15 protein-coding genes are annotated in these 19,623 nt (G+C 65.3%); all 15 read left to right on the top strand.

Annotated features, from left to right (window positions below):
- The first annotated feature begins 485 nt into the window (after positions 1-485).
- The 15 genes from MJ122_RS21240 (at position 486) to MJ122_RS21170 (ending at position 19,059) form a co-directional block, all read left to right on the top strand.
- A complete protein-coding gene (locus MJ122_RS21240) occupies positions 486-965 on the top strand; it encodes a hypothetical protein (RefSeq protein ID WP_239745946.1) in 480 nt (159 codons plus the stop codon).
- Positions 965-2,374: a hypothetical protein gene (locus MJ122_RS21235; protein WP_239745945.1), complete on the top strand. Its 1,410-nt coding sequence runs from the start codon at positions 965-967 to the stop codon at positions 2,372-2,374. The genes MJ122_RS21240 and MJ122_RS21235 overlap by 1 nt, the downstream gene beginning before the upstream one ends.
- Before the next feature lie 62 nt (positions 2,375-2,436).
- Entirely contained in the window at positions 2,437-3,531 is a 1,095-nt protein-coding gene (locus tag MJ122_RS21230; RefSeq protein ID WP_088419991.1) for a DegT/DnrJ/EryC1/StrS family aminotransferase, read from the top strand.
- A 10-nt stretch (positions 3,532-3,541) separates the two neighbouring features.
- Positions 3,542-5,062 (top strand): oligosaccharide flippase family protein, encoded by a 1,521-nt coding sequence (locus MJ122_RS21225; RefSeq protein ID WP_239745944.1) that lies wholly within the window; start codon positions 3,542-3,544, stop codon positions 5,060-5,062.
- Positions 5,063-5,064: 2 nt separating this feature from the next.
- Positions 5,065-5,994 carry a glycosyltransferase gene (locus MJ122_RS21220; RefSeq protein WP_088419995.1) on the top strand — a complete coding sequence of 310 codons (930 nt, stop codon included), beginning with the start codon at positions 5,065-5,067 and terminating at the stop codon, positions 5,992-5,994.
- A gap of 31 nt (positions 5,995-6,025) precedes the next feature.
- Positions 6,026-8,239 (top strand): polysaccharide biosynthesis tyrosine autokinase, encoded by a 2,214-nt coding sequence (locus MJ122_RS21215; protein ID WP_239745943.1) that lies wholly within the window; start codon positions 6,026-6,028, stop codon positions 8,237-8,239.
- A 28-nt stretch (positions 8,240-8,267) separates the two neighbouring features.
- Positions 8,268-9,017, top strand: coding sequence for a WbqC family protein (locus MJ122_RS21210; RefSeq protein WP_239745942.1), 750 nt, complete (start codon positions 8,268-8,270; stop codon positions 9,015-9,017).
- Positions 9,014-9,535, top strand: coding sequence for a transcription/translation regulatory transformer protein RfaH (gene rfaH / locus MJ122_RS21205; protein ID WP_088420001.1), 522 nt, complete (start codon positions 9,014-9,016; stop codon positions 9,533-9,535). Before MJ122_RS21210 ends, rfaH begins: the two co-directional genes overlap by 4 nt.
- Positions 9,536-9,579: 44 nt before the next feature.
- Positions 9,580-10,578 carry a glycosyltransferase gene (locus MJ122_RS21200; protein WP_239745941.1) on the top strand — a complete coding sequence of 333 codons (999 nt, stop codon included), beginning with the start codon at positions 9,580-9,582 and terminating at the stop codon, positions 10,576-10,578.
- The gene (locus tag MJ122_RS21195; RefSeq protein WP_239745940.1) at positions 10,575-11,807 is read left to right on the top strand and encodes a glycosyltransferase family 4 protein; all 1,233 of its coding nucleotides are present in this window, start codon (positions 10,575-10,577) and stop codon (positions 11,805-11,807) included. Before MJ122_RS21200 ends, MJ122_RS21195 begins: the two co-directional genes overlap by 4 nt.
- A complete protein-coding gene (locus MJ122_RS21190) occupies positions 11,776-14,391 on the top strand; it encodes a hypothetical protein (protein WP_239745939.1) in 2,616 nt (871 codons plus the stop codon). The genes MJ122_RS21195 and MJ122_RS21190 overlap by 32 nt, the downstream gene beginning before the upstream one ends.
- Before the next feature lie 21 nt (positions 14,392-14,412).
- Positions 14,413-15,531, top strand: coding sequence for a glycosyltransferase family 1 protein (locus MJ122_RS21185; protein ID WP_239745938.1), 1,119 nt, complete (start codon positions 14,413-14,415; stop codon positions 15,529-15,531).
- The gene (gene rfbA, locus MJ122_RS21180; RefSeq protein ID WP_088420011.1) at positions 15,528-16,400 is read left to right on the top strand and encodes a glucose-1-phosphate thymidylyltransferase RfbA; all 873 of its coding nucleotides are present in this window, start codon (positions 15,528-15,530) and stop codon (positions 16,398-16,400) included. Before MJ122_RS21185 ends, rfbA begins: the two co-directional genes overlap by 4 nt.
- 105 nt (positions 16,401-16,505) lie before the next feature.
- Entirely contained in the window at positions 16,506-17,906 is a 1,401-nt protein-coding gene (locus tag MJ122_RS21175) for an undecaprenyl-phosphate glucose phosphotransferase (protein ID WP_239745937.1), read from the top strand.
- 31 nt (positions 17,907-17,937) lie between these two features.
- Entirely contained in the window at positions 17,938-19,059 is a 1,122-nt protein-coding gene (locus tag MJ122_RS21170) for a polysaccharide biosynthesis/export family protein (protein ID WP_088420014.1), read from the top strand.
- Positions 19,060-19,623 lie beyond the last annotated feature (564 nt).

Raw genomic sequence — 19,623 nt, 5'->3', positions numbered from 1 at the left:
GGCCTGTGTCGGGATTATGACGCTTTATAAATCAATGACTTAAATTCCTTGAATTGCCTTCTGTCGGAATCCTGACGTAGGAGCGCTTCCTACGTTGACATGCCTTTGTCCCCCCCACTATTACTATTCACATAGCAATATCGTGTGGTGTCTGGATGAGACACCTCAGGGAGCAGTCGCACGAGCAGTGTGTCACGGAAGATTCTGCCACCTCTTCTTCCTGTCACTTTCCTATCGCTGCCTGACAACTTCCGTCAGCATCTCGCTGCGGGAGCGCGATGGATTTTTGCTTTTTGTTTTTCCAGATTTTCGGAACTTGGCCGAAGGGCGGTAGCTTTGCCCAGCGAAAAGTAAAGGCCACTCCAGGGACGAACAGTTGATTGTCGTTAATTGAATCGGGTCAGTTCGAACTCGGGCGGTAGCCTTGTCTTCGAAAATCGCCAATGGCCCGGTGCAGAGCATCTCCTGGACTGGAGTGAGTGACGATGGCCGCTGGATTGATGGAAAACGACGGAACTTCGCGTGCCGTCGAAAGAAGCCAAAAGAGCAGCGCTTCCCGGCTGGGAAGTGTTTCGCTGGTGAAACTGTGTGAGCATGATGCTAATCCCCAAGGTATTAATAAAAAGCTTAGTTTAATTGCCGCCGTTAGTTCGAAAATTTGTTATGCCAGTGCTTCAAGCCATAGAGCAGTGTGTAACAAAACTGAACTTTTCAACGAATTTAACCTGCGTCAGACGCTGTTTGTTTCATCGCTGAAACAGCAACTTCCACCTGCTGCGGAAGTTCATCTGCAGGCGTTCGCACTCCCTTCCGAACTGACTCCCACGATCTTCCCAAGGAAGGTCCGTGCGAGCGCGGCGACCCCGCGAGTGACGGAATCCCGGCGCGAACGCCGCCGCCCTGCCGGTCGACCGCGCCGGTATCACGAGAGCCGCGCGCCGCGCCGCGCTGGGAGTCAAGGCTGATGGCCGAGCAATCACTTCGTTCGAACTATGCCTGTGTGGTCGGCGGCGCCGGCCCCGCAGGCATGGGCTTCCTGTTCAACGCCTACAAAACCGGTGCCCTGGCGAGCCTCGCGCGCGACGGCCTGCTGGTCGTGGACGCGGCACTGGCGGTCGGTCGTGGCCGGCTGGGGGACTATCACATCACTGCCAATTCGGTGGGCGATGTGTTCCTCGATTGCCTGCGCGATCCGGCGTTGCTTCCGATCTTCGCGCCCCTGGCGCACTCCTCGGCGTTCCGCGCCCTGCAGAACGACCCTCACGGCGCGCCGATGCTCACCCAGGTGGGTGAACTGCTGGCGCACGCTTCGACGCTGTTCATGCGCTACGTCACCGAGCACCTGGGTGTCGAAGTGGCGCTGGGGACGCGCATCGAGAAGATCACCGCACAGGACGACGGCAGCTTCCAGCTGGCGTTGCGCAGTGGTTCCCATGGCGTGCAGATCGACGCGGGGACTCTGGTGATGAACCTGGGTGGCCGGCAGAACCGCGAATACCTCAACTGGAGCCTGGCCGAACAGGACCTGCACCTGTCCCACGACGGCCCCACGGTCTACTCCTCCGATGCGCTGCTGAGCCTGAACCCCGCCGAGCTGGTGGAGCTGTTCGGCGACCGGGTCACTCCGGGCTGCCGCTTCACCGTGGTCGGCGGCTCCCACAGTGCCTTCTCGATCCTCGACAACCTCGCCTGCGCCCTGGATTGCCTGGGCCTGGAACAGATCACCCTGCTGCACCGCGCGCCGATCCGGCTGTTCTTCGAAAGCGTCGAGGAAGCCCGCGCAGCCGGTTACGGGGTGGACGAGGGCATGGACGTCTGCCCGGTTTCCGGCCGGGTGAACCGCTCCGGCGGCCTGCGCTACCGCGCCCACCAGGTCGGCACCGACGTGCTGTCCAAAGGGCTCGTCAGCGGCACGCGGGTGAAGGTCGAGCTGCTTTGCCTGGAAGACCGCTCGCCCGCTGTGCGCGAGCGCCTGGAGCAGTGCTGCAGCGAGGACGGCGTGATGGTCCAGGCCATCGGTTACCAGCCGTGCCTGCCGGCCCTGCGCCGCTCCAATGGGGAGCCGCTGCAGGTGCGCGAGAGCAAGGGCGGGCTGGATTCCGACGCCGCCGGCTGCCTGCGCGACCACATCGGCCGGCCGATTCCCGGCCTCTACAGCTTCGGCCTGGGCTCCGGCCTTGCGGCCAACCCGATGCTGGGCAGCGAGCGCTCGTTCGACAGCCGCATCTATGGCGTCTGGCAGTTCCACCACGACGCCAGCGGCCGGGTCATCGAGGCCATCCAGGAGCACTTGGCGAGCCGTGCGGCACAGCCCGCTCAACCCCTGGACATCGGCAGCGACGACGCTCCCTTCGCGCTATCGGCGCTGGGCTGAGCGGCGCCTGCGCCGGACCTGAATCCATAGACGGACTTTCCATCCAACAGAGGGATGCGACCGTGATCAATGTGACCAAGACCTACCTGGGCAACCTGGACAAGTTCAAGGCCTACGTGGAACAGATCTATGCCTCCGGCTGGATCACCAACCACGGCCCTTTCGTCACGGAGTTGGAAGAGCGCCTGCAGGACTACTTCGGCGTTCGCCATGTGATTCTCACCAACAACGGCACCATTGCCCTGCAGGTGGCCTATCGGGCCCTGGGCGTCACCGGCAGTGCCGTCACCACCCCCTTCAGCTTCGTTGCCACCAGCAGCACGCTGCAGTGGGAGAGCATCCGCCCGCGCTTCGCCGACATCGATGCGCGGACCTGGAACCTCGACCCTGCGCGCATCGAAGCCAGCCTTGCGCCGGATACCACCGCCATCGTCGCCACCCACGTGTTCGGTAATCCCTGTGCGGTGGAGGAGATTCAGGCGGTGGCCCAGCGCAACCGGTTGAAAGTGATCTATGACGGCGCGCACGCCTTCGGTTCGCGCTACCGCGACCGTTCGGTACTGGCCTGGGGAGACGCCACCACCCTGAGCTTCCACGCCACCAAGCTGTTCCACACCATCGAGGGCGGCGCCATCGTCACCTCCGATGACGACCTGGCGAAGCAGATCCGCCTGATGTGCAACTTCGGCATCGCCGGGGTCGACCAGATCGTCGGCCTGGGGATCAACGCCAAGCTCAACGAGTTCTCCGCCGCCATGGGCCTGTGCGTGCTCGACGATATCGACAGCATCCTCGCCCAGCGCGAGGAGATCGCCGCCCGCTACACCGCCGCGCTCAGCGGCTACTACGACCTGCAGGCCAGCGAAAGCTACGCGCGGCTGAACAACAGCTACTACCCCATCGGCCTGCGCGACGAAGCCCAGGTGCTGCGCGTGCGCACCGCGCTGAACGAGATCGGGGTCAACCCGCGGCGATACTTCTACCCGTCGCTGGACACCCTCGATTACCTCGCTCCCCAGGTGCCGCAAGTGCTGTCCCGCGAGCTGAGCCAGCGCATCCTCTGCCTGCCGCTGTATCCGGGCCTGCCCCAGGAGATCCAGCGCGCGGTGATCGAAGTGCTGCTGCTGGAAAGCGGCCGCGTCGCCGTCGCGGTGTAAGGGGACGATCATGCGTACCGCACGCTCGCTGTCGATGGTCCGCAATACCCTGCTCAATTACGCAGGGCAGGCGTACGCCATTGTCATCGGCATCCTGATCCAGCCGTTCTACCTCGGTCACCTCGGGGCTGAGGCCTACGGCCTGATCGGCTTCTTCGCGGTGCTGCAGAGCTGGTTGCTGCTGCTGGATGTCGGCCTGTCGCCCGCGCTGGTGCGCCAGGTCGCCCATGGCCGCGGCGCCGACGGCGAAGGTCAGGGCCAGGCGCGCCTGCTGCGCTCCTTCGAACTGATCCTGCTGCCGCTGACCCTCCTCAGCAGCCTCGCGGTGTGGGGCGCAAGCACCTGGATCGCCGGGCAGTGGCTCAACGTGCAGCAACTCTCGCCCCAGCTGGTGGCGCAATGCATCAGCCTGATGGGCCTGCTGGTGGCGCTGCGGCTGTACGCCACCCTGTACCGCAGTGCGCTGCAGGGCCAGGAGCTGCACGGCTTCATCAACGCGGTGAACGTGTTCATCACCACCCTGCGCTACTTCGGTGGCCTGCTGCTGGTGGCGCAGGTCAGCCAGGACCCGCTGGTGTTCTTCCAGTTCCAGGTCGCGGTGTCGCTGATCGAGGCGCTGCTGCTGGGCGGCAAGGCCTACCTGTGGATGGACGTGCGCCTGCTGACGCGCTTCTGCTGGAACACGGTGCGCCCGGTGCTGCCCTTCGCCCTGGGCATGTCCCTCACCTCGTGCCTGTGGATCGTGCTCACCCAGCTGGACAAGGTCCTGCTGTCGAATCTGCTGCCGCTGCAGCAGTACGGTTATTTCTCCCTGGTGGCGCTGATTTCCGGCGGCATCCTCACGCTGGTCAATCCGCTGGCGCAATCGCTGCTGCCGCGCATGACCATGCTGGTCGCCGAACAACGCCACGAAGACATGCAGCAGCTCTACCTCAAGGCGAACCGTTTCGTCTGTGTGCTGCTGTTCCCGATGGTTGCGGTAATCGCCGCTCATGGTCACGACCTGGTCCTGGCCTGGAGCGGCGATACCGTGGCCGCCAGCTGGTGCCGGCCGATCCTGGCCTGGTACGTACTCGGCTCAGGCCTGCTGGCGGTGGCCAGCTTCCAGTTCTACCTGCAGTACGCCCATGGCCAGTTGCGCATGCATGTCTGGTACAGCGTCGTCTCCACGCTGGTGACCGTGCCGCTGGTGGTCGCCAGCGCCTACCTCTACGGCGTGCTCGGCGTGGCGCTGTGCTGGTTCGGCCTGCGCCTGGTGTCGTTCCTGGTCTGGCCGGCGATCGTGCACCGCACCTTCGCCCCCGGCCTGCACGGCACCTGGATGCGCGACACCCTGCAGATCGCTGCGCTCAGCGCCGCCGGCCTGCTGTTGAGCGAACCCTTCTATGCGCTGCTGGCCCGCTCCGGCGAGCGCCTGTGGCTGCTGGCCGCGCTGGCCGTGTGCGGCCTGATCACCCTGTTCCTCGTGGGCGCGGGCTCTGCCCCGGCTTTGCTGCGCCTGTTCAAACCGTCCCACAAGCCGAGTGTCTAGACATGGATATCCGCTCCGAGCTGCAGATCCTTTCCAACTGGCCGGAAGACCCGAAGCCCCTGCTGAGCATCGTCTGCCTGGCCTACAACCAGGTGAACTACATCGGCCGCACGCTGGACAGCTTCCTCGAGCAGGTCACCGATTTCCGCTTCGAAGTGCTGGTCAACGATGACGCCTCCAACGACGGCACCAGCGAGCTGATCGCCGACTACGCGGCGCGCTACCCGCACATCATCAAGCCGATCTTCCACAAGGAAAACCAGTACTCCAAGGGTGTCTCCCATGGCCTGCCGGTGTTCCGCAAGTGCCGTGGCCGCTACATCGCCTACTGCGAGGGCGACGATTTCTGGACCGACCCGCGCAAGCTGCAGATCCAGGTCGACTTCCTGGAGAACAACCCGGACTACGTGATCACCTACCACGACGCCTACACCTACAACGAAGACGGCGTGATCAAGCCTCGGCAGCTCACCGGCAAGTACCGCCGCGATGCCAGCCGCCTGGACCTGCAGAAGGCCCGGCCGATCTCCACGCTGACCACCTGCTTTCGCAACGTTCTCACCGAGATGCCCGAGGAGCTGCGCACCACGCGCATGGTCGACCTGTGCTGGTGGTCGCTGCTGGGCGCCTTCGGCAAGGGCAGGTTCATCGAGGAAATCCGCCCCGCCGCCTACCGCGTGCACAAGGGCGGGATCTTCTCCATGCAGGCCGATCGCGTGCAGCAGCAGATGACCCTGCACACCTATTACTGCCTGTCGCGCTACTACCAGCGCCTGGGCAATCAGGAACTCAACGAGTACTTCCTGATGCAGGTCTGCCGGCTGTCCATGGCGGCCGTCTCGCCCATGCGCAAGGTGCAGGCCTTCCTGATGTTGATCGGCAACCACGGCGCCAACCTGCTCAAGCGGCTGAACCCGATTCAGGCGCGCTGAGCCGCGCCACCTCAATGGAGGATGGAAGTCCATGAGTGTCATGCCCCGCTCGTCCCTGGAAACGCTCCAGGACACCCGCATCGACGTTGCCGGCCTGCTGCGCCTGCTGTTCGATCACAAGAAGATGATCATTGCCGTCACCGGGCTGTTCGCGGTGCTCGGGCTCTTCTATGCGGTGGTCGCCACGCCGATCTACGTCTCCGGCGCGATGATCCAGATCGAGCAGAAGAAGAACGGCCTGAACGGCACGCCGGAGGTGATCAATCGCCCCGACTCGGTGTCGATCGCCGCCACCGAGATCGAACTGCTGAAATCCCGCGCCGTGCTGGGCAGGGCGGTCGAGCTGCTGAAGCTCGACATCATCGCCAAGCCCAGGCGCATGCCGCTGATCGGTGACTACCTGGCGCGGCACTACAAGCCCGAGGCCGGGCAGACGCTGGCCGCGCCATGGCTGGGCATGGGCGCCTACGGCTGGGGTGGCGAGCAGATCAAGGTGTTCTCCCTCGACGTGCCGGAGGAATATTTGGGCGAGCCGCTGACCCTGGTGGCCGATGGTGGTGACGCCTATCACCTGCTCAACGCCGACGACCAGTTGATCCTGCGTGGCGAGCTGAAGAAGCCGGTGATGGATAACGGCTTCAGCATCGAGGTCGACGAGCTGGTGGCGCGCCCTGGCACCGAGTTCATCGTGGCGAAGAACCGCCTGCTGACCACCACCCTGAACTACCAGAAGCTGCTCAAGGTGGCCGAGGCCGGCAAGGACTCCGGGATCATCTACATGACCCTGGAGGACCCCAACCCGCAACAGGCCGACCGCATTCTCGACAAGATCAGCCATCTCTATGTGCTGCAGAACGTCGAGCGCAGTTCCGCCGAAGCTTCGCAGCGCCTGCAGTTCCTCCGCTCGCAACTGCCGGTGGTGCGCATGGACCTGGAGAAGGCCGAAGCCGCCTACAACGCCTACCAGACCACCGCCAAGTCCGCCGACATCAGCGTCGAGACGCGCGGCGTGCTGGACCAGGTGGTGGGGATCGACAACCAGCTCTCCGAACTCAGGCTCAAGCGCGCCGAGTACGACCGCCTCTACACGCCGTCGCACCCGCTGTACCAGGCGCTGAACAAGCAGATGGGCAGCCTGGAGGACCGCAAGGCGCAACTGCAGAAACGCATCCAGACCCTGCCGGCCACCCAGCAGGAACTGCTGCGCCTGTCCCGTGACATGCAGGTCACCCGGCAGACCTACACCAGCCTGCTGAACAAGGCCCAGGAGCAGGACATCATCCGCGCCGGCACCATCGGCAACGTGCGGGTGATCGACACCGCCCAGGCCAACGTCGAGCAACCGGCCAAGCCCATGCGCAAGGTCATCGTGCTGCTCGCCACCCTGCTCGGCTTCTGCGTCGCGCTGGGCATCCTGTTCCTGCGCCAGGCCTTCTACCGTGGCGTGGAGAACCCCGAGGCGATCGAACAGCTGGGCCTCTCGGTACTTGCCGCGGTTCCCTACTCGCGGCAACAGGAGCGCCTGGAGAAGGAGCGCAAGGGCGACATCCTCGGCCACACGCCCAAGCTGCTGGCCGCATCCGCCCCGGGCGACCTGGCCAACGAGGCGATCCGCAGCCTGCGCACCAACCTGCATTTCGCCCTGCTCGAAGCGCGCAACAACGTGGTGATGCTCACCAGCCCGGCGCCGGGCGCCGGCAAGTCGTTCATCTCCAGCAACCTGGCGGCCATCGTTGCGCAAACGGGCCTGCGGACCCTGCTGATCGACGCCGACATGCGCAAGGGCTACCTGCACCGCGTGTTCGGGCTGACGCCGCGCCATGGCCTGTCCGATGCGCTGAGTTCGCACCGCCCGCTCAGCGAAGTGATCCTGCCCACCGAGGTGCCGGAGCTGGACTTCATCTCCTGCGGCTTCGCCGCGCCCAACCCGTCCGAGCTGCTGATGCACGACAACTTCGCCCAGCTGCTGCGCGATGCCTCAGCGATGTACGACCTGGTGATAGTCGACACCCCGCCGGTGCTGGCGGTGACCGACGCCGCCCTGGTCGGCCGGCTGTGCGGCATCAGCCTGCTGGTGACGCGTTTCGGCCAGAGCCCGGCGAGCGAGATCGACACCGCCCGCCGGCGCCTGGGGCAGAGCGGCATCCACCTGCAGGGCGCGATCCTCAATGGCGTGAAGCGCAAGGCCTCGACCGCGGCGTACGACTACGGCGCGTACGCCTACCGCTACGACGCCAAGGACTGAGCAGGAAATCTAGGGAAGGGATGCAGCCATGGTTCATATCGTCAGCCTCATGCAGCCGTACTTGTTCCCCTACCTGGGGTACTTCCAGCTGATCGCCGCGAGCAGTCTGTTCATTCTCGGCGACAGCCTGCAGTACACCCGGCGCGGCTGGATCAATCGCAATCGCCTGCTGGTCGGCGGGAAGATCTGGCAGTTCAGCTTCCCCCTGGAACAGGGTTCGCAGACCCAGGCGATCAACGAGCGAAGGCTGAGCGTGGAAATGCGCCTCTCCAACCAGCGTCTGCTGCACACCATCCGCCATGCGTACCACCGCGCCCCCTGCTACGGGCAGGTGATGCCGCTGCTGGAGGAGATTCTCGAACACCCCGAGCGCAACCTGTCGCACTTCGCCGAGCATTCGATCCGCCGCATCTGCCACTACCTGGGCATCGACACGCCCATGGCGCGGGTCTCCGAGCTGGACCTGGCCGAGGATATCGGCCGCGACCAGCGCCTGATCGAAGCGGTGAAGCAGGCGGGCGGCGACGTCTACCTCAATCCCGAAGGCGGCCGTCACCTGTATTCGCCCGCGGTGTTCCAGGCCCACGGGGTGGACCTGCAGTTCCTGCGCATGGACGAGCTGAGCTACCCGCAGTTCAGCCCGGATTTCGTCCCGAGCCTGTCGATCATCGACGTGCTGATGTTCAACCCACCGGACGAGATGCAGCGGCTGCTGGGCCGCTACACGCTGGAGCGGCCCGCTCCCTCGTCGGATCTGCTTGGGGAGTACGAGTCATGAGTGCCGTTTCCGCCGTAGATGCCGCGCAGTACCGCTGGTACCTGATCCAGACCAAGCCGCACCAGGAACTGCGCGCCGAGCAGAACCTCGGCCGCCAGGGCTTCTCCTGCTATCGCCCGATGGTCAAGCAGGGCAGCCGGTCGCAACCGCTGTTTCCCGGCTACCTGTTCATCCGCCTCGATCAGCAGCACGACAACTGGTTCCCGATCCGCTCCACCCGCGGCGTGGCGCGCATCGTCAGCTTCGGCGCGCAGCCGCTGGCGGTGGGTGACGAGTTGGTGGAGGGCATCCGCCTGCGCCTGGCGGCGATGCCCGAACGGCCATCCAGTGGCTTCCACCAGGGCCAGGTGGTGCGCGTGAAGTGCGCTGGCGAATGCGAGGTGGAGGCCATCTTCCTCTGCGACGACGGCGCCGAGCGTGCGCTGATCCTGCTCAACCTGCTGCAACGCGAACAACGCATCCGGGTCCCGCTCAGCCAGCTCTCGGCAGTGGGCGGCAATGAAGGCTGGCGCGCCTGAGGCACCAGGCGTTCACAGGGCCAAGTACAAGGAGGAGTGGCGAGATGACTGGATCGACCGTGCTGGTGACGCTGACCTATGGCGATCGCCTGCAATACCTGGAAGAACTGCTGGCCCGCGCCTTCCGCGAGCCGGAAATCACCCGCGCCATCGTCGTCAGCAATGCCTCGGTGGCGGAGCTGGACCAGTTGTTCCGACTCTGGCCCAACCGCGTGCAGGTCATCGAACTGGACAGCAACACCGGCTCGGCCAACGGCTACGCGGTGGGCATCGAAGCTGCGCTGAATACCGGCTGCGACTTCATCTGGCTGATGGATGACGACAACGCGCCGACGCCGGGATCGTTCCCGCTCCTCAAGCAGCGCCTGATCGATTGCGCCTTGCGCCACGGCGCCGACAACACTGCCGTGCTGGGCTTTCGCCCCACCCACCAGGCCGATGTCGTCTCCGGCGTGCCGACCCGCTTCATCGCGCCGCCGCGCTCCAGCTACTTCGGATTCCACGTCCGCCAGCTGCCCTACAAGCTCTGGCGACGCACGCCCTGGGGCAGGCCGAAGCCGCGCCCCGTGCAGCCGCTGCTGGAGCTGCCGTTCGCCTATTACGGCGGCCTGCTCGGGCATGCCGACCTGTTCCGCCGCATCGGCCTGCCACGCCGCGACCTGGTGCTCTACGCCGACGACACCGAGTACACCTTCCGCATCGGCGCCCTGGGTGGCCACCTCTACCTGGTGCCCGAGGCGGGACTGGACGACCTGGAGAACTCCTGGAACATCAAGGCGCGCACTTCCAACATCTACGAGACCTACCTGCTCGGCAGCTCCGACCTGCGTGCCTACTACGCCGCGCGCAACCAGGCCTGGTTCGACAAGAACCTGTGGGTCACCTCGCCGCTGATGTACCGCTTCAACCGCTGGGTGTTCATCCGTCTGCTGCACTTCTTCGCCCGCCGCCATCAGCGCGAAAGCCGCCTGGCCCTGCTGCTGCAGGCGATCCGCGATGGCGAGGCCGGCGCACTGGGCATGAACCGGACCTACCCACTATGAGAGTGCTGCTGCTCAACACCCTCTACGCCCCGCACATCGGGGGCGGGACGGAAGTCATGCTGCAACACATGGCCGAGGGCCTGCGCGCTCGCGGCCATGAGGTCCGGGTGCTCTGCACCGGGCCGGAGGCCGGTTTGCAGCGTGAGACGCTGGACGGTATTGCGGTGCTGCGCGCTGGCGTGCGCAACCTTTATTGGCCATTCGACGGCAAGCGCTACGGCGCGCTGAAGCGCCTCGCCTGGCATGCGCTGGACCGCTACAACGCCGGCATGCGCAACGTGCTGGCCAAGGTGCTGCGTGAAGTCGAACCGGACGTGGTGGTCTGCCACAACCTGTCGGGCTGGTCGATCTCCGCGTGGGATGCGATCCACGCCGCCGGCCTGCCCATCGTGCAGATCCTCCACGACCAGTACCTGACCTGCCCGCGCGGCGTGCGCTTCCACAAAGGCCGCCACTGCGAGCAGCAATGCGCCCCCTGCGCGCTGCTGCGGCGATCCCATGCGGCGGCCTCGCGCGAGGTCGATGCAGTAGTCGGTGTCAGTCGCTACCAGCTCAATGCGCTGCTCGAAGCCGGGTATTTCACCGGCAGCCAAGCCCATGTCGTCTACAACGGTACTCCGATGGTGGATGCGCCCATTGCACCATCAGCCACCGGGCATCGTCCGCTGCGCTTCGGCTTCATCGGCGCGCTGACGCCGAACAAGGGCGTGGAATGGTTGATCGAGCAGTTCCAGGCGCGCGGCGAGGATGCCTCGCTACTGATCGCCGGCCGTGGCGACCCGGACTACGTGAACCAGCTCAAGAGCCTTGCCGACCCGCAGCGCGTGCACTTTGTCGGCTATCGCAAGGCGGCCGAGTTCTTCGGCGAGATCGACGTCGCGGTGGTGCCCAGCCTGTCGCCGGAATCCTTCGGCCTGGTGGCGCTGGAAGCCTGCGCCCATCACCTGCCGGTAATCGCCTCGCGCATGGGCGGCCTGAGCGAAATCGTCCAGGACGAAATCAACGGCCTGCTCTGCTCGCCGGAGCAGAGCGCCTCGCTGGGCGATGCCATTGCCCGCCTGGTGCAGGACCCGGCGCTGCGCCTGCGCCTGGCCGGGCGCGCCCATGACGTCGTGGCGCCGATGCTCAGCGTGCAACGGATGCTCGACGAGTACGAAACCATCCTTCGCCACACCCTGCATACCCGCGGAGTCCAGCATGGAAATGCAATCCCCGTATCCACGCTTTGAGCTCGACCGCCGGGTGACCTTCGATCGCTCCCTGCTGGCGCTCGGGGTGCTGGTGGCGTTGCTGCTGGTGGAAACCTTCAATGGCGCGTTGCGCTTCTATACCGACCAGGCCGGCCTATCGGCCATCGTCTACCTGCCCAAGGTGGCCTGCGTCGTCGCGGTGGCCTGGGAATTGTTCACCCGCCCGCAGCAACGTGGCCTGTGGTTGCTGCTGATCCTCGCAGCGGCCTCGCTGCTGCTCGGCCGGCTGCATGGCGCCGAGTTCAAGAGTGGCTTCTTCTCGGTTTTCATCTACGCGCCACTGCTGTTCGGCCTGCTCTGCGGCCCCTACCTGGAAATGCACCGCAAGGCGCTGGGCTGGTTCATCTTCTTCTGCCTGATCGCATCCCTGCTGGGCATCGCCCTGGACCTGACCATCAACGTGCCGTGGAAGGGCTACACCTACTCCATGGGCGGCGTCGAGATCAGCGGCAACCGCTCCTGGAGCGCCTACGGCCTGGACCGCATCGCCGGTTTCTCGCGGATGTCCTCGAGCCTGGCGATGATGCTGGCGATCTTCAGCCTGTACCTGGGCTCGTTCCGCCTGGCGTTGCCGGTGCGCGGGCTGATCTACCTGATCGCGCTGGTGGGCATAGTGCTCACCACCAACAAGTCTTCCGCCGGCGCCTTCTTCTTCGCCCTGATGGTGATGAGCATCAGCCGCCAGCGCCTGCTGTTCCTGATCGCCTCGCTGCTGGTGGTACTCGGTGCGTTGCTGCTGCCGCTGTACGGCCTGTATTCGCATGTCGACCCGTACCTGGCCAGCGCCACCGGGGATAATCTGATGGGTTCGATGGTGGATCGCCTGGTCAACACCTGGCCGAACCTGATCAAGGTGATGGACTACAACGGCTGGATCTACACCGGCGCCGGGCTGGGCATGACCGGCAGCGCCTACGCAGCCTTCCCGATCTTCGGCGTCGAGCAACTGGCGGTGGCGGACAACTCGCTGCTCTACCTCTGGTGCCTGTTCGGCGTGGCCGGGGTTGCGCTCTACCTGCTGGCGGTGCCGATGCTGATGCGCCTGCAGCGCCAACCTGGCCGCGAAGCCCGCGCGCTGCTCGGCATCGCCTACTGCATCCTGCTCATCGGCTGGACCAGCGACGTGCTCGAGTCGCCGATCCCCAGCCTGTTCCTCGGTCTGGCCATCGGCCGCGCCCTGCGCCTGCCGGGCGAGACCGCGCCGCAACCGGCGCCGCGCACCCTGCGCCTGCAAGGCGGCATGCTCAGCCTGCTGGCCTGTGCGCTACTGCTCGGCGGCGTGCTGCAATCGCCGCCCGGAATGGCCAAGGAAGCGCCGGTGGAGAACCTCGGCCCGGCGGAATTCATCGTCGGCGCCAGCACCCACCAGAATATCCGCGCGGGCAACCGCGACGGCATCAATCGCCTGGCCCGCGAGGCCGGCATCCTGTCGTTCCGCGACGATGCCTACTGGTCCAGCGTCGAACGCGAGCGCGGCGTCCTGTCCATCGACGCCGCCTGGCGCGCACAACTGCGCAGCACCCGCAGCTTGGGGATAGATACGTTGCTGATCCTGGGCAACGAGAACCAGTTCTACGGCAACGCCAAGCCGCGCGACGATGCCTCCCGCGAGGGCTACCTGCGTTACGTGCGCTACGTGGCGCGCAGCTTCAAGGGACAGGTCGCCTTCTACGAAGTGTGGAACGAGTGGGACTCGGAAAACGCCACCGACAAGGACTTCAGCGACGACTACCTGACCCTGGTGCGCGCGGCCGCCAAGGTGATCCGCGAGGAAGACCCGCAGGCCAGGGTGCTCGCCGGCGCCGTCACCCTCAAGGGCATCCGCCAGGGCTTCGCCGAGCGCCTCGTTGCGGGCGGCGCTCTGGATGTCGTCGACGGCATCTCGCTGCACCCCTCGGTGTACTGCGAGGGCGAGATGTCCACTCCCGAAGGCTGGCTGAACTGGTTCCAGGGCGTGAACCGGAAGCTGGAAACCGCTGCCGGCAAACCGGTCCCGCTGTACTTCACCGAGTTCAGCTGGCCGGCCCACGAAGGCGATTGCGGCATCAGCCGCGAACGCCAGGCCGCCTACCTGGCTCGCGCCTATGTGCTTGTGCGCAGCCTGCCGAACGTGAAGGGCGCCTGGTGGTACGACCTGGTGGATGACGGCATCGACCGCACGGACATGGAGCACAACTTCGGCCTGCTCACCGCCAGTGGCCAGCCCAAGCCCGCCTACCACGCAATGGCCAGCATCGCCGACATCATCGGCCGCTACCGCTTCGTCGGCCGCGTGCCGAACGAGGACCCGAACGTCTACCTGCTGCGCTTCGCCAAGGCCAGCGAGGAAATCCTGGTGGCCTGGACCCTGGGCCACGAGCAGACCCTGAATATCACCAGCAAGCCCGGCAGCAGCGACACCCTCTGGCGCCTGGACGCCGTCGAGGGAATAGCCCGCCGCGACGGCCGGCCGGTGCCCTGGCAGTGCCCCGCAGGCGGTGGTGACTGCCAGGCCGATATCCGCATCGACGCCTCGCCCACCCTGGTGCGCAGTGCGTCGGCCCCGCAACTGTCGTTGCGCTGATTCCTGCGCGGAGAACCCGTCATGATCATCATCAATGCGCGTTTCCTCACCCAGGAGGTGAGCGGTGTCCAGCGCTTCGCCGAGCAGATCTCGCTGTCGCTGGCACGGCTGCGCAGCGACCTGCGTTTCGTCGCGCCACCCGGTGAAATCCTCCGCCCGGACATCGCCCACCAGCTGAACGTCGAGCAGATCGGCCAGCGCAGCGGGCACCTCTGGGAGCAGGTCGACCTGCCGCTGTGGCTGGCCCGTCACGGCCGGCCGCTGCTGGTTTCGCTGTGCAGCACGGCGCCGCTGGCCTATTCGAAACAGCTGGTGACGCACCACGACATCACCTACGTGCGCCATCCGCAAAGCTTCTCCTGGAAGTTCCGCGCGCTGTACCGCGTGATGATCCCGCTGATGCTGCGCCGCTCGCTGGCGCAGGTGACGGTCAGCGAGTTCTCCCGCCAGGAGATCGCCACGCACTACGGCATCGACCCCCAGGGCATCCACGTGATCGCCAATGCGGTGTCCGCCGAGTTCTGCACCGGCCTGGAGCCGACGTTGCTCGAGCGTCCCTACGTGCTGGCGGTGTCCTCGCCAGCCGCGCACAAGAACTTCGCCCGGCTGATCGAAGCCTTCCGCCTGCTCGACGACCTCGATGTGGAGCTGCGCATCGTTGGCGCCGCCAACCGCAGCTTCGTCGACGCGCAAATGCAGCAGAGCGGGCAGGGCGACCGCGTGCGCTGGCTGGGCCGGCTGGACGATGACCAACTGATCGAGCAGTACCGCAACGCCGCCGTTTTTGCCTTCCCGTCACTGTACGAAGGCTTCGGCATTCCGCCGCTCGAAGCGCAGGCCTGCGGCTGCCCGGTGGTGGCCGCCAGCAGCGCCTCTATCCCCGAGGTGCTGGGCAACTCGGTGCTGTATTTCGACCCACTGGATCCGCCGGGCATGGCCAAGGCCCTGCGCCGCGTGCTGCTCGACCACAAGTTGCGCGCGGACCTGCGCCGGCTGGGGCAGGAGAACGTGCTGCGTTACTCCTGGGATATCTCCGCACTGAGGCTCTCCAGCCTGATCGACAGCTTTCTGATGGAGCGCTCGGACTACCCGGCGCGTTTCGACGCCAAACAGATCGCCAAGCAAGGAGGCAGATCATGAAGGGCATCATCCTCGCCGGAGGCTCCGGCACGCGACTGCATCCCATCACCCTGGGCGTATCCAAGCAGCTGCTGCCGATCTACGACAAGCCGATGATCTACTACCCGCTGTCGGTGCTGATGCTCGCCGGCATCGACGACATCCTGCTCATCTGCACGCCCACCGACCTGCCGAACTTCCGCGCGCTGCTGGGTGACGGCGAACAGTTCGGGGTGCATCTGGAATACGCCGTGCAGCCCTCGCCCGATGGCCTGGCGCAGGCCTTCCTGATCGGTGCCCGGTTCATCGGCGACGACTCGGTGTGCCTGGTGCTGGGCGACAACATCTTCTACGGCCAGGGCTTCACCGAAACCCTGCGCGAGGCCGCCGCACGCACCCGTGGCGCCACCGTGTTCGGCTATCAGGTGGCCGATCCCGCACGCTTTGGCGTGGTCGAGTTCGATGCCAACGGCCGCGTGCTTTCCATCGAGGAAAAGCCCCGCGTTCCGCGCTCGAACTACGCCGTCACCGGCTTGTATTTCTACGACAACCGAGTGGTGGAAATGGCCCGCCGAATCCGCCCCTCGGCCCGCGGCGAGCTGGAAATCACCGACATCAACAACCTTTACCTGGAGCTGGGCGAACTGCACGTGAGCCTGCTCGGCCGTGGGTTCGCCTGGCTGGACACCGGCACCCACGAGTCGCTGATGGAAGCCGGCCATTTCGTGCAGACCATCGAGGAGCGCCAGGGACTGAAGGTCGCCTGCCTGGAGGAAATCGCCTTCCAGCAGGGCTGGCTCAGCGAGACGCTGCTGGCGCTGCAGGCCGAACGCCTGAGCAAGACCGGCTATGGCCGCTACCTGCAGCAACTGCTGCTGGACAAGCGGTAGTGAACCCGCACCCGGCGAGCCCGAGGAAGGCTGGCCGGCGCTGCGCCCGATAACGGACTGCGATGCAGCGGCGCCAGGAGCGGCGCCGGCAGTCGTGAGGTCATCATGCCCAACAAGACGAAAGGAATCCTGCGTGCGCACCAGTCGCTGATCTCGCTGGCGCACCGTTTGAGCGACATCCTGGTGATCGTGCTCACCGGAGTCGTACTGCTCAGCGCCGGCAGCGGCGTGCTGGACGCTCAACTCTGGGTCTCGGTGCTGCTCTGCGTGATGCTGTTCCACTGGCTCGGCGAGTTGAACCAGCTCTACGGGTCGTGGCGCGGCGAGTCGCTGCTGCGCGAGTCACTGAGCGTCACCCTCTACTGGTCGCTGGCGTTCTTCGCCGTGCTGCTGCTGGATATCTCCCTGCGCCACGTGGAGCTGGAAGAACCCCGGCGACTGGGCTGGTTCGCCGTGGCGCTGCTGATCATGGGCGGCTACCGCCTGGCCATCCGCATGCTGCTGCGCGTCGCCCGCCGCCACGGCTTCAACAGCCGCAACGTGGCCATCTACGGCACCGGCGAAGTCGGCGCAAGGCTGGCCGAGACCATCCTCGCCGCGCCCTGGATGGGCCTGCGCCTGATCGGCTTCTACGACGACCGCCCGCGGCAGATGGAGCTGGGCGAACGGGTGCCGGTGAAAGGCGATCGCCTGGCGCTGATCGAGGCCGCCCGTTCCGGGCAGATCGACAAGGTCTACCTGACCCTGCCGCTGTCCCGCGAGCCGCTGCTCAACGAGCTGATCCGCGAACTGTCCGACACCACGGTGTCGGTCTACCTGATCCCCGACCTGTTCATGTTCGACCTGCTGCACGCGCGCAGCGAAAGCATCAACGGGCTGGCCACCATCAGCATCTTCGATACGCCCATGGACGGCCCCAACGCCGTGCTCAAGCGCATCGAGGACGTGGTGCTGGCCTCGCTGATCCTGCTGCTGATCGCCGTGCCCATGCTGCTGATCGCGATTGCCGTGAAGCTCACCTCGCGCGGGCCGGTGCTGTTCCGCCAGACCCGCTACGGCATGGATGGCCGGCCCATCCGCGTCTGGAAATTCCGCAGCATGACGGTGATGGAAGACGGCGACGCCGTCATCCAGGCCTCGCGCAACGATTGCCGCATCACCCCGCTGGGCGCCTTTTTGCGGCGCACCTCGCTGGATGAATTGCCACAGTTCTTCAACGTCTTGCTCGGCGACATGTCCGTGGTCGGCCCACGCCCCCACGCCGTGGCGCACAACGAGCAATACCGGCGTCAGGTCAGCCGTTACATGCTGCGTCACAAGGTCAAGCCAGGCATCACCGGCTGGGCCCAGGTGAACGGCTGGCGTGGCGAAACAGACACCCTGGAGAAGATGCAGAAGCGCATCGAGTTCGACCTGGACTACATCGAGAACTGGTCCGTCTGGTGGGACCTGAAGATCGTCCTGCTGACCCTGTTCAAGGGTTTCGTACACCGCAATGCCTATTGAGTTTTCACACAAGCTTCAAGGAAGGATTGCCATGAAAAACCTGCTCGCTTTCAGCTTTGTAGTCGGCAGTCTGGCGCTACAAGGCTGCGTGTTCTCCCCCGGTCAGCACATGACGGATTCCGATATCCAACGCGAGGCACAGAAGGAGGGAATGAACATCACCCTCGTGCCCATCACGCCCCAGGTGCTGCAACGCCAGGAGGCCGCGTTCGCCGCCAGGCCCGGCGTACCTGCGGAGTTGCTCAACTACCGTCCGCCCCAGGAGGACTACGTGATCGGCGGCGGCGACGTGCTGCTGGTGACCGTCTGGGATCACCCGGAACTGACCAGCCCCGGCTCGACCCAGCAGATGGAAGCCAACGGCCGCGTGGTCGGCGCCGACGGCAACATCTTCTTCCCTTACGCCGGCGTGGTGCGGGCCGAAGGGCAGACCCCGGCGCAATTGCGCTCGAGCCTGGCCCGGCGGCTGGCGAACAAGGGCATAGTCGACCCGCAGGTGGACGTCACCGTGTTGCGCTATGCGAGCCAGTTCGTAGTGCTTTCCGGCGCCTTCCAGAATGGCGGCCAGGTCGAGCTGAACAACACGCCCACCACCCTGGTGCAGGCAGTCAGCAAGGCCGGTGTGATTACCGGTGAAGCGGACCTTTCCGGGCTGACGCTCAAGCGTGATGGCCGCGAATACGTGCTCGACGTCGACGCGCTGAACCGCTCCGGTTCGACCCTGAGCGGCATCTACCTGAAGAAGGGTGACCAGATCCACCTGCCCTACAACGACCGCAAGAAAGTCTATGTGGTCGGCGAGGTGGAGCGCCCGCAAGTGGTCACCTATCGCACCACCGGCCTTTCACTGCTGGAAGTACTCGGCAATGCCGGCGGCCTGGCTCCGGAAACCTCCGATGGCGACTCGGTCTACGTGATCCGTGGCAACCCGGAACCAGTCGCCGGCACTGCGCCGGGTACCTTCCAGGCGCAGGTCTTCCACCTGGAAGCCAAGCGCCCGACGGCCTATGCCCTGGCCAAGGAATTCGCCATGCAGCCGCAGGACGTGGTGTTCATCGGACCAGCCAACATCACCCGTTGGAACCGCTTCATCAGCCAGCTGCTGCCGTCGGCCAACTTCATCGGCACCAGCGCCGCGGTCGGCGGCAACTGATCGTGGCCTGCACGCTTCAGCACTGCCCGCTGTAATCGGGAATTTTCCCACGGCGGCGGGTGGATCGCTGGAATCGACTCCGCGCCGGATGGTGGCCATTATCGCCGCCATCGGGTGCAGGGACGCACCACTCCTTGGTGGACTCCACTCCACCGCTCTCCTTTGGGGCCTTCCCCTAGCACAGGGCCCCGAACCCGCCGGCGTTGCAGCGCCGGCGGGTTTTTTTTGCCCGGCATTCGGCAGCGCAGGCCGAGCCCCGGCGCAGTTTCTTACCTGTCAGCCTTTTCATACGAACTAGGTACCTCCTCAGGGAGGCGGCGTCTGACATCCAGCGTGCTACCATATATTCCTAAAAGAACTTACATAGTAATAATTAATTCTTTTTTGCTTTATCGAGCTTCTTTTATCGTGGCCCCCAGCGCTGAGTGACAGCGAAGGGGGTGGCGGTTATCCGCCAGCGAGTGGGGAGCTCGTGGCGGTTTTCCGCTGACTTTTTCTGAAGGAAATTGCTTGCAGATCGTTCCGAGTGTCGGAATGGCGGGGTGTCAGGCAGATAAGGCCGGT

It is taken from the genome of Pseudomonas sp. DP-17 (assembly GCF_022380625.1).
Classification (GTDB): Bacteria; Pseudomonadota; Gammaproteobacteria; order Pseudomonadales; family Pseudomonadaceae; genus Pseudomonas; species Pseudomonas nitroreducens_A.
The sequence above is the reverse complement of the archived record's forward strand: the minus strand, read 5'-3'. Positions and strand labels throughout refer to the sequence as shown.

Excerpts from the sequence above, each read along its gene's own strand:
- MJ122_RS21240 (WP_239745946.1), top strand. The coding sequence starts at position 486 with ATGGCCGCTGGATTGATGGAAAACGACGGAACTTCGCGTGCCGTCGAA.
- MJ122_RS21235 (WP_239745945.1), top strand. The coding sequence starts at position 965 with ATGGCCGAGCAATCACTTCGTTCGAACTATGCCTGTGTGGTCGGCGGC.
- MJ122_RS21225 (WP_239745944.1), top strand. The coding sequence starts at position 3,542 with ATGCGTACCGCACGCTCGCTGTCGATGGTCCGCAATACCCTGCTCAAT.
- MJ122_RS21220 (WP_088419995.1), top strand. The coding sequence starts at position 5,065 with ATGGATATCCGCTCCGAGCTGCAGATCCTTTCCAACTGGCCGGAAGAC.
- MJ122_RS21215 (WP_239745943.1), top strand. The coding sequence starts at position 6,026 with ATGAGTGTCATGCCCCGCTCGTCCCTGGAAACGCTCCAGGACACCCGC.
- MJ122_RS21210 (WP_239745942.1), top strand. The coding sequence starts at position 8,268 with ATGGTTCATATCGTCAGCCTCATGCAGCCGTACTTGTTCCCCTACCTG.
- rfaH (WP_088420001.1), top strand. The coding sequence starts at position 9,014 with ATGAGTGCCGTTTCCGCCGTAGATGCCGCGCAGTACCGCTGGTACCTG.
- MJ122_RS21200 (WP_239745941.1), top strand. The coding sequence starts at position 9,580 with ATGACTGGATCGACCGTGCTGGTGACGCTGACCTATGGCGATCGCCTG.
- MJ122_RS21195 (WP_239745940.1), top strand. The coding sequence starts at position 10,575 with ATGAGAGTGCTGCTGCTCAACACCCTCTACGCCCCGCACATCGGGGGC.
- MJ122_RS21190 (WP_239745939.1), top strand. The coding sequence starts at position 11,776 with ATGGAAATGCAATCCCCGTATCCACGCTTTGAGCTCGACCGCCGGGTG.
- MJ122_RS21185 (WP_239745938.1), top strand. The coding sequence starts at position 14,413 with ATGATCATCATCAATGCGCGTTTCCTCACCCAGGAGGTGAGCGGTGTC.
- rfbA (WP_088420011.1), top strand. The coding sequence starts at position 15,528 with ATGAAGGGCATCATCCTCGCCGGAGGCTCCGGCACGCGACTGCATCCC.
- MJ122_RS21175 (WP_239745937.1), top strand. The coding sequence starts at position 16,506 with ATGCCCAACAAGACGAAAGGAATCCTGCGTGCGCACCAGTCGCTGATC.
- MJ122_RS21170 (WP_088420014.1), top strand. The coding sequence starts at position 17,938 with ATGAAAAACCTGCTCGCTTTCAGCTTTGTAGTCGGCAGTCTGGCGCTA.